Source organism: Methylobacterium symbioticum, from assembly GCF_902141845.1.
GTDB classification, from domain to species: domain Bacteria; phylum Pseudomonadota; class Alphaproteobacteria; order Rhizobiales; family Beijerinckiaceae; genus Methylobacterium; species Methylobacterium symbioticum.
Genome location: NZ_CABFPH010000065.1, coordinates 20,178 through 29,127, shown reverse-complemented (window position 1 = coordinate 29,127; position 8,950 = coordinate 20,178). Strand labels below are relative to the sequence as shown.

The following is an 8,950-nucleotide window of genomic DNA, read 5'->3' as shown; positions in this document are numbered from 1 at the left end:
CATGCTGATCGTCGTCATCGATGACCCCTATGATCGGTTCCGATTCAACCATCAGGCATACGAGATGCCGGTCGGTGGGGGCATCCACCGCATCAGTTCTAAGGAGGTCGTGGATGGATGAGGTGGTGGCGGAGAGCAGGGCGAGCGCGCCGGACCTGGAGGCCGGCACTGCGGGCGCAGCGCCATGGCCCCTGTCCGAGCGGCCAGGCTTCCTCGCGCGCCGGATGCATCAGATCCACGTCAGCCTGTTTTCGGAGCGGTGTGCTGCATTTCGCGTCACACCGCTGCAGTACAGCCTGCTCTCGCTGCTGCGCGATCTCGGCGCGGCCGACCAGACGACGCTTGCCAACGCGGTCGCCCTCGACCGGACCACGACGACAGGGGCCCTCAAGCGGCTCGCTGCCCGCGGATTGGTCAACCGGGCGACCTCGGCAGCGGACCGCCGTGCCCAGCTCTGCCGCCTGACGCCGGCGGGCGAGGCGTTGCACGCCGCCATGGAAGCCGCTGCCCACGAGGCTCACGCCCTGACCGTGGCGGCCCTCGATGCGCAAGACCAAGCCCTCCTGATCGGCCTGCTGAGGCGGGTCATCGCGGGCCACGATGACCGGCGGGGCGGCGCCGACCTCGATTGAAGCGCTCTCCGACGACGTGGGCACCGGTTCGGCGAAAGAGAGCGCGTTAGAACAACGACTTATACCCGTTCTCGGTGATGCCGACCGATGGTCGGCCTCACCAAGGCCCGGCGGACGACCGCCGCCAAGATCCGTCCCCCTGTGCGCGGGCAGACCTCGATGAGTCAGGCTCATCGAGGTCTGGTATTGAGAGCCTGTTTGATCGGATCGAGCCGGTGTTCACTCGGCCAATCCCCTCCTCGACCTCATCCTGAGGTGGATGGGTGGGACGAGCCGGATCTCTGCGTGACGATCCGTCGATCCCGCTCAAACAGGCTCTGAGAGCCGCTCCCGACGGCTCTCGGCGCACGGTGCCGCGGATTGTGGCCGGCACATCACCTCTGTAGGCTTCGGATCCGCGGGCGGAGGGCCCCGCCCATGCATCATCGCCTCGACCCTGCCGGATCGGCGCGCGCCGCAGCCGGTGCAACGCTTCTCGTGCTGGCCCCCCTCGGACTGGCCAGCCACGCTGCGGCGGAGCCGTCCGGGCACTTCACCGCGACCTACGACATCTCCTTCCTCGGCCTGCCCGTCGGCGAGGCGAACCTGGCCATCAGCAGGGACGGCGAGCGCTATGCCCTGGATCTCGGCGCGGGGTTGCGCGGCGTCGCCGGGTTCTTCGTCGATGGATCCGGCACCGCCACGGTATCCGGGCGCCGCGGCCGGACGGGCGCGGTGAGCGGCGCCTTCCACGTCGAGAGCCGCTACGCCGGCAAGCCGATCCGCGTGGCGATGCAGATCGCGGACGGACGGGCCCGCGACGTCACCGTCGAGCCCGAGCCCACGCCGCGAGCGGACCGGGTGCCGGTGACGCCGCAGGACCGGACCGGCATCGTCGATCCCCTGACCATGCTCGCGATCCCTGCAGGCTCCGCGCCGCTCGCGTCCGGCCTGTGCGACCGGCGCATCCCGGTCTTCGACGGGGCCTCGCGGGCCGATCTCGTCCTGTCGCGCGGCAGCCTCGTCACCGTGCGCGACGGCGCCTATCGCGGTCCCGCCCTCGACTGCCGCGTGCGCTGGGTCCCGATCGCGGGGCACCGCGCCAATGGGCCGAATGTGCGCCGGATGGCAGCGAACGACGACATGCAGGTCCGCCTCGCGCCGGCCCTCGACGGCGTCCTCTTGCCTCTCGCGATCTCCGTGGCGACGGGTTGGGGCACGGTTCGCATCGAGGCCCGGCGCTGGGGCGGCCCCGACCGACCGGCGGAGGAGGCAGGCCGGCCCTCCGTGAAGGTCAGCCTGCCCGCTGCGCGCTGACCGGTCCGGACAGCCCGAGGCGCCGCACCGGGCATCGCCCCGCTTACGCCGCCAGCCCCATGAATCCGCGCATCGGCGCGGCATCCGCGCGGAGATCGGCGGCACGGCCCTCGTAGACCACGTGGCCGTTGTTGAAGCCGTAGACCCGGTCGGCGAAGCTCAGCACCGCCGCCACGTTCTGCTCGACGACGACGATGGTACGGCCGTCCGCGGCGAGCCGCTTGGTCAGCTCCACGAGATCCTGCACGATGAGGGGGGCGAGCCCCTCGAAGGGCTCGTCGAGCAGGATCAGGGAGGGGTCGCGGATCAGGGCGCGGGCGATCGAGAGCATCTGCTGCTCGCCGCCCGAGAGCGTGCGCCCGCGGGAGGTCCGGCGCTCCTTGAGGCGCGGGAACACCTCCCAGATCCGGTCGAGCGGCCAGGGCTTCTCCGCCGTGAGGCGGGCGACGCGCAGATTCTCCTCGACGGTCAGCCCGCCGAAGACGGCGCGCTCTTCCGGCACGAGCTGCATGCCGGCCCGGGCGATCCGTGCCGGGGCCAGGCCCTGGATCGGCCGGCCATTGAGTCGGATCGCGCCGGAGCGGGGCTTCAGCACGCCCATCAGGCTGCGCAGCGTCGTGGTCTTTCCCGCGCCGTTGCGCCCGAGCAGGGCCACGACCTCGTTCTCCGCGACATGCAGCGAGACATCGAACAGGACGTGCGAGTCGCCGTAGAGGGTGTTGATCCGCTCGACCTCAAGCAGGCTCATGGACGGCCTCCCCCGCATGGGCCGCATCGTCCTGCACGGCGCCCAGATACGCTTTCTGCACGGCGGGATCGCGCCGCACGGCCTCGGACGGGCCATCCGCGAGGAGGCGCCCCTCGCTCAGCACCGTGATGCGCTCGGCCAGCCCGAACACCGCGTCGAGATCGTGCTCGACGAGCACCACCGTGCAGGCGCGGCCGATCCGGCGGATCAGGGCGCAGGTCGCGGCCCGCTCGGAGGGGCTCATGCCGGCGAGCGGCTCGTCGAGGAGGAGCACGTTCGGGCTCGTCGCCAGCGCCATCCCGATCTCGAGGCGACGCTTCTCGCCATAGGCGAGGACGCTCGCCGGGGTCTCCGCCCGCTCGGTCAGGTCGAGCAGCCGCAGCATCGCGTCGATCTGTGCCTCGACCTCGGGCCGGCCGGCGCCGGGCAGGAGCAGGTCGAGACGAAAGCGGCCCCGCGCCCGGGCGAGGGCCGCCACCCGCAGGTTCTCGCGCACCGTGAGGCCGAGGAAGAGCTGGTTGAGCTGGTTGCTCTTGGCGACGCCGCGCTGGGCGGCGCGGGTGACGCCGGCCCCGGTCAGGCGCTCCCCGAAGAGCAGGACCTCGCCGGCGCTCGGCGAGACCTCGTCGGAGAGCATCTTGAACAGGGTGCTCTTGCCCGCGCCGTTCGGCCCGATCACCGCATGGATCGAGCCGCGCCGGACGACGAAGCTGACGCCGTCGACCGCCTTCAGGCCGCCGTAGTGGCGGGCGAGGCCGCGGGCCTCGATGGCGATCTCGGCCTCGGCGTCGCGCGCATCGATGGACGGCCGCGGCATCGGCAGGGCGACATCCGCAGCGATGGTCGGGGCGGCCGTGGCGGCGCCCGCCTCGATCGCCTCGGTCCGGGCTTGCGCCGCTCTGAGGCGGGCGGCGTCGCGGTGGATGCGCCAACGGTGAAGGATCTCGCCGCAGATGCCCCGGCGCAGGCCCATGACGAGGCCGATGAAGGCGAGGCCGAGGACGAGCTTCCAGAGGGGGCCGAAGCCCGGGATCAGCTGGAGGTTGTCGCGCAGCCAGAGCCACAGGGCGGCGCCGACCAGCGGCCCGACCAGCGTGCCGACGCCGCCGACGATGGTCTGCACCACGAGCTGGCCCGAGGTCTCCAAGGCGAAGGCGTCGGGCGGCATGTAGCTCTGGAAGGGCCCGAGCATGGCGCCGGCAAGCCCCGCATAGAGCGCCGCGATGGTGAAGGCGGCGAGCTTGTAGGCCGGCACGTCGTGGCCGAGCATGGCCACGCGGCCGGTATTCTCCTTCACGGCCTTGAGGATCAGGCCGACCGGCGAGTTGGCGATGCGCCGCGCGAGCACGAAGCCGAGGAAGAAGGCCACCGCAAGCAACGCGTACATCGGCAGACCGGCGGTGATCTTCACGGCAGAGGCGCCGAAGCCCAGCACCGGCACGGGCACGCCCGCGATGCCGTTCTCGCCGCCGGTATAGTCGGAGAGCGGCGAGTTCTCGATGAAATACGCCATCTGGCCGAAGGCCAGGGTGATCATGGCGAAGTAGATGCCGATGCGCCGCACCGCGAGCCAGCCGACGGCGAGGCCGAGGACGCCCGCCGCGACCGTGCCGACGAGGAGCGCGAGCCAGACGCTCTGAATCGTGCCGGAGACGAGCAGATAGGCGGCGACGAACCCGCCCATACCGTAGAAGGCGGCCTGCCCGAAGGAGAGCAGTCCGGCGAGCCCGAACAGGATGTCGAGTCCGAGCCCGAACAGGGCCCAGTTGAGCGCGCGGCTGAGGAGGTCGTGCGAGAAGCCGAGCGGCGGCAGCAGGACGGGCGCGGCGGCGAGGACCGCGAGCAGCACCAGTTCCGGCAGGACGGAGCGGAGACGAGCCGGCATCAGACCCGGCCCTCCGTGCCGAACAGCCCCTGCGGCCGCGCCACCAGGACGAGGGCCATCAGGCCGTAGAGCATCACCTCCGAATAGGCGGAGTCGAAGGCGCTGGTCAGGCTGATGATCTCGCCCGCGATCAGGCCGCCAATGACGGCGCCGGGGAAGGAGCCGAGCCCGCCCAGCACGATCACCACGAAGGACTGAACCATGAAGCTCGCGCCCATGTCCGGCGTCACCGCGACGACGGGGGCGTAGAGCATGCCGGCGAGCCCCACCGCGACGATGCCGACCGCGAAGACGAACAGGAAGGTGCGCCGCACGTCGATGCCGAGGATGCCGACCATGCCGGCATTCTCGATACCGGCGCGCACGACGAGGCCGACCGAGGTCCGGTAGAGCACGAGGTAGAGGCCCGCCAGCAGCGCGGCGACGATGCCGATGAGCTGCAGCCGGTAGGTCGGGTAGACCATGAAGCCGAGCTTGGTCGCCCCGATGCCCCAGGAGGGGACCGGCACCCGCTGGCTGTTGCCGCCGAAATAGGCCCGCAGGGCCTCCACCAGGACGATGCCGATGCCGTAGGTCACGAGGATCTGGTCCTCGTCCGGCCGCGCGTAGAAGTGGCGGATGACGAGCCGCTCCATCGCGAAGCCGATGATCAGCATGATCGCGCAGCCGCCGAGAAGGGCCAGCACGAAGGAGTGCGTGGCCTGCATCATGACGAAGGCGGTGTAGGCGCCGACCGCGAACAGGGCCCCGTGGGCGAAGTTCAGGACCCCTAGGGTGCCGAGGATGATGGTGAGCCCGCTGGCGACGAGCGCCAGCAGGCTGCCGAGGGCGAGGCCGTTGAAGGCCTGGGAGACAAGGGCGGCGGTGCTCGGCATCGGGCGGCTCAGGTGTAGGAGCCGAGCTTGCAGCCGAACAGGTCGGGCGGGTTCATCACGCTCTCGCCGTCGACCACGTCGATGACCTCGTAGAAGTCCTCCGGGCCCGTCATGGCCGAGGGCGCCTTGCCCTTCAGGATCGGGATCGGCCGGACCATCTGGTGGTCCTCGGCGCGGAAATAGACGCGGCCGACCGTGCTCTCGTAGGGCTGGCTCTTCGAGGCCTCCATGACCTTGATCACGTCGACCGGGTTGAACCCGCCCGCCCGCTCGACCGAGAGCGCCCAGAGATAGGTCTGCATGTAGCCGATATGCGCGCCCCAGCGGGGCTTGTACTTGTTCTTCTCGGAGAAGGTCTCGACGAACGTCTTGGCGAGCGGGTAGCGATCCTGGATCGTCCACCAGAAGTCGCAGGAGCCGTAGACGCCCTGCATCAGCTCGGGACCGACCTCCTTGTCCTGGAACGAGGACAGGTTCGGCACCACGAGCTTCATGCTGGACAGGATGCCGAACTGCTCGGCCTGCTTTGTGGAGGCGACGGCGTCCGACCCGAAGCAGATGTTGACGAAGACATCGGCGCCGCTGTTGGCGATGTTGAGCAGAGCCGAGCTGTAATCGGCCGTGCCGAGCGGAACGGTCTCCTTCAGCACCTGTGTCCAGCCCTGCTCCTTCGTGAACTTCGCGAAGGAATCGTAGACCGTCTGGCCGTAGGTATAGTCCGGGACGAGGAAGGCGGCCTTGAGCTTCTTGCCGAGCGCCTTGGCGACGACGGGGGCGAGCGCCTTGGCGGCCATGTAGGCATTCTGCTGCGAGCGGAAGCCGTAGCGCTGGCAGTTCTTGCCGGTGACGTCGTTCGAGCCGGCGATGCCGACCATGTAGAGGACCTTGTCGCGCGAGGCCAATTCCTCGAGCGCGATCGCCTCGGCCGAGCTGACCGAGCCCTGGAACAGGATCGCCTTGTCGCGCTGCACGAACTGGGTCGCGGCCTGGACCGCGACGTTGGGCTTCCCTTCCGTGTCCGCGACCTTGTAGCGGATCTGGCGGCCGAGCACGCCCTTGCCCTTGAGGCCCCAGGCCGCGGGAATCGCGCCGCCCGCGTTGATTTGCGCGATCGCCAGCTCATAGCCGAGCCTCAGATCCTTGCCGTCGCCCGAGAACACGCCGGTCAGCGGCATGTTGAGGCCGACGAAGACCGAGTCGGCGGAGACGCCCTCCGGGAAGGTGCCGATCTGCGCCGGGCTCATGGGAGCGCCCTGCGCGAGCGCGCCGCGCCCCAGCCCCGGCAGGATCAGGCCCGCGGCACCCCCGAGGAGAAGCTTGCGACGGTCGAACAGCATGGAGTCACTCCTGTTTGGGCGATCAGCGGGGGCGGGTCGGCACAACCTGCGGACGTAGCCGTGCGAGCAAGTCACGCGCCGTCGGCCTCGGCGGCGGCGGGCTCGGCGGCGCGGGGCGGCCCGTCGCGGAACTGCGCGGGCTCGAGCCGGCGCCGGTTCACCGCGAGGTCGAACACGTCGAAACGATTGTAGTAGCCGACGACGTCGTGGAACTGCTTGGGCTCGACGCAGGCGTTGAGGTCGATCTCGGCATAGAGGATGCCCTCGTCCTGCAGGACCTCGCCGATCTGGGCGCCGGTCGGGTCCAGGAAGAAGGTCGGGGGGCGCGGCGTGCCCTCCAGGACCTCGGCGGCGGCGGGGTCGTGGGCCGCGAGCAGGTCGAAGGCGGCCTTGTCGAGGACGCTCGCAGTGGCGAGGCCGAACACCTTCGCTTCGAAGCAATGGGCGGCGGTGCGGATGCGGTTGGCCGCGACCACGTCGTAGTTGCCGCCGCCTTTCGGCCGCCGCGTCGGCCAGACCGGGGGCCAGGACGAGATGTGGAACTGCTCGCCCTGGGCCATCAGGCTGTAGCGGGCGAGCGGATTGGTGTTCTCGCCGCAGATCAGCTGGCCGATCCGGCCGATGGAGGTCTCGACGACTTTCAGCCCGGCCCCGTCGCCCGCCGCCCAGACGAGCTTCTCGTAGAAGGTCGGCACCAGCTTGCGATGGTGGTTGAGGAGGCTGCCGTCCTCGCCGATCAGCAGGTTCGTGTTCCAGAGGCAGCCGACGCTCACGGGGGAGCGCTCGCTGATGCCGATCGAGACGACGATCCCTGAGGCCTTCGCCGCCTCGCGGATGCGGGCGATCTCGGGCCCGTCGACCCGCACCGATTGCTCGGCCATCCGAGCGAACAGGTCGTGGTTGTCGATCGGGGCCGAGAGGGCGGCCCAGACCGGGAAAGCCGGGATGAAGGTCTCCGGGAAGGCGACCAGGGCAGCACCGGCCCGCGCCGCCTCACGGATCAGCGCGACGGCCTTCTCCGTTGTGGCGGCGGCGTCGAGGAAGACGGGGGCGGCGTGAACCGCAGCGGCTTTGAAGCGTGGAAGCATGACTCACCTTTTCGTGAGGCAGCTTACGGGCCAGGTTCCATGCGCGAAGCGGACAAATCTGCAAGGCGCCTTGCATGGCTCCGGCGTGAGCGCGAAGCTTGGCGCAAGTCTTGCCGGGAGGCCTTCATGCGCGCGCTCGACCTGCTCGACTGGGATGACCTCAAGGTCTTCATCAATGCGGCCCGGGGCGGCAGCCTCGCGGGGGCCGCCAAGCGCCTGCGGGTCGATCAATCCACGGTGAGCCGTCGCCTCGCCCATCTCGAAGGCGCGCTCGGCATCGCCCTGTTCGAGCGCGTGCCTTCGGGCCTCCGGCTGAGCGAGGCCGGCCAGCGCCTGCTCGGCCATGCCGAGCGGGTGGAGAGCGCGGTGATCGCCATGGGCGAGGAGGTCTCACCCTCGACGGGGCAGGCCGGCGGGCGCGTGAGACTCGCCACGATGGAGGGCATCGCCTCCCTCTATCTCGCGGAGCGGTTCGGCAGCCTGCGCGAGACCCACCCCGACCTCACGGTCGAGCTCGTGACCTCGTCGCAGACGGTCTACGTGAACCGTCGCGAGGCGGATCTCTTCCTCAGCTTCTTCAAACCGCCCGGCCAGGGGCTCGTCTCGGAACTCGTCGGCCGCTTCCGGCTCGGGCTCTACGGCGCGCCGGGCTACCTCGCCCGGGCCGGCATCCCGAAGAGCCTTGACGATCTTCGGGAGCACGCCTTCGTCTCCTATATCGACGACCTCATCCAGGTGGATTGCGTGCGCTGGCTCGACGACGTGGTGCGCGACCGCCACGTCGTGTTCCACTCCACCAGCATGATCGCGCAGAAGCAGGCGGCGGCCGGCGGACTCGGCCTCGTCCTCCTGCCGAGCTTCGCGGTGAGCGGGCGCGACGACCTCGTGCCGGTGCTGCACGAGGCCGCCTCGACCAGCCGCGACCTCTGGCTGAACGTCCATACCGACCTGCAATTCGCCCCGCGTATCCGCGCGGTCGCCGGCTTCCTGAAGGGGCTGTTCCGTTCGGACCCGTCGCTCCAGCTCGGCCTGCGCCCGCCGCCGACGCCCTGCCGCCGCAGCCTGGTCGTCGAAGGGCTGCACTGAGCC

Annotated in this window: 8 protein-coding genes; 3 read left to right on the top strand and 5 right to left on the bottom strand. The window is 70.2% G+C overall.

Features of this window, described 5'->3' with window-relative positions; all coding sequences use genetic code 11:
* The first annotated feature begins 113 nt into the window (after positions 1 to 113).
* Positions 114 to 632 carry a MarR family winged helix-turn-helix transcriptional regulator gene (locus MET9862_RS19515; RefSeq protein WP_142584556.1) on the top strand — a complete coding sequence of 173 codons (519 nt, stop codon included), beginning with the start codon at positions 114 to 116 and terminating at the stop codon, positions 630 to 632.
* Positions 633 to 1,049: 417 nt separating this feature from the next.
* The gene (locus MET9862_RS19510; RefSeq protein ID WP_142584555.1) at positions 1,050 to 1,928 is read left to right on the top strand and encodes a DUF3108 domain-containing protein; all 879 of its coding nucleotides are present in this window, start codon (positions 1,050 to 1,052) and stop codon (positions 1,926 to 1,928) included.
* A gap of 43 nt (positions 1,929 to 1,971) precedes the next feature.
* On the opposite strand, the gene MET9862_RS19505 is transcribed toward MET9862_RS19510, so the two are convergent.
* The 5 genes from MET9862_RS19505 to MET9862_RS19485 all read right to left on the bottom strand — a co-directional run bounded on the left by MET9862_RS19505 (position 1,972) and on the right by MET9862_RS19485 (position 7,861).
* Positions 1,972 to 2,676, bottom strand: a complete 705-nt coding sequence (locus tag MET9862_RS19505) for an ABC transporter ATP-binding protein (protein ID WP_142584554.1) — start codon at positions 2,674 to 2,676, stop codon at positions 1,972 to 1,974.
* Positions 2,663 to 4,561, bottom strand: coding sequence for a branched-chain amino acid ABC transporter ATP-binding protein/permease (locus MET9862_RS19500; RefSeq protein ID WP_142584553.1), 1,899 nt, complete (start codon positions 4,559 to 4,561; stop codon positions 2,663 to 2,665). Before MET9862_RS19500 ends, MET9862_RS19505 begins: the two co-directional genes overlap by 14 nt.
* On the bottom strand, positions 4,561 to 5,436 hold the full coding sequence (locus tag MET9862_RS19495; protein WP_142584552.1) for a branched-chain amino acid ABC transporter permease: 876 nt from the start codon (positions 5,434 to 5,436) through the stop codon (positions 4,561 to 4,563). Before MET9862_RS19495 ends, MET9862_RS19500 begins: the two co-directional genes overlap by 1 nt.
* An 8-nt stretch (positions 5,437 to 5,444) precedes the next feature.
* The gene (locus MET9862_RS19490) at positions 5,445 to 6,773 is read right to left on the bottom strand and encodes a substrate-binding protein (RefSeq protein WP_142584551.1); all 1,329 of its coding nucleotides are present in this window, start codon (positions 6,771 to 6,773) and stop codon (positions 5,445 to 5,447) included.
* A gap of 71 nt (positions 6,774 to 6,844) precedes the next feature.
* Positions 6,845 to 7,861, bottom strand: a complete 1,017-nt coding sequence (locus tag MET9862_RS19485) for a carbon-nitrogen hydrolase family protein (RefSeq protein ID WP_142584550.1) — start codon at positions 7,859 to 7,861, stop codon at positions 6,845 to 6,847.
* Positions 7,862 to 7,987: 126 nt separating this feature from the next.
* Between MET9862_RS19485 and MET9862_RS19480 the strand changes: the two genes are divergently transcribed.
* Entirely contained in the window at positions 7,988 to 8,947 is a 960-nt protein-coding gene (locus MET9862_RS19480) for a LysR family transcriptional regulator (protein WP_142584549.1), read from the top strand.
* Positions 8,948 to 8,950: the final 3 nt, after the last annotated feature.

What these genes read in the sequence shown, in the direction of transcription:
- MET9862_RS19515 (WP_142584556.1), top strand. Translation starts at nt 114, where the DNA reads ATGGATGAGGTGGTGGCGGAGAGCAGGGCGAGCGCGCCGGACCTGGAG.
- MET9862_RS19505 (WP_142584554.1), bottom strand. Translation starts at nt 2,676, where the DNA reads ATGAGCCTGCTTGAGGTCGAGCGGATCAACACCCTCTACGGCGACTCG.
- MET9862_RS19485 (WP_142584550.1), bottom strand. Translation starts at nt 7,861, where the DNA reads ATGCTTCCACGCTTCAAAGCCGCTGCGGTTCACGCCGCCCCCGTCTTC.
- MET9862_RS19495 (WP_142584552.1), bottom strand. Translation starts at nt 5,436, where the DNA reads ATGCCGAGCACCGCCGCCCTTGTCTCCCAGGCCTTCAACGGCCTCGCC.
- MET9862_RS19500 (WP_142584553.1), bottom strand. Translation starts at nt 4,561, where the DNA reads ATGCCGGCTCGTCTCCGCTCCGTCCTGCCGGAACTGGTGCTGCTCGCG.
- MET9862_RS19490 (WP_142584551.1), bottom strand. Translation starts at nt 6,773, where the DNA reads ATGCTGTTCGACCGTCGCAAGCTTCTCCTCGGGGGTGCCGCGGGCCTG.
- MET9862_RS19510 (WP_142584555.1), top strand. Translation starts at nt 1,050, where the DNA reads ATGCATCATCGCCTCGACCCTGCCGGATCGGCGCGCGCCGCAGCCGGT.
- MET9862_RS19480 (WP_142584549.1), top strand. Translation starts at nt 7,988, where the DNA reads ATGCGCGCGCTCGACCTGCTCGACTGGGATGACCTCAAGGTCTTCATC.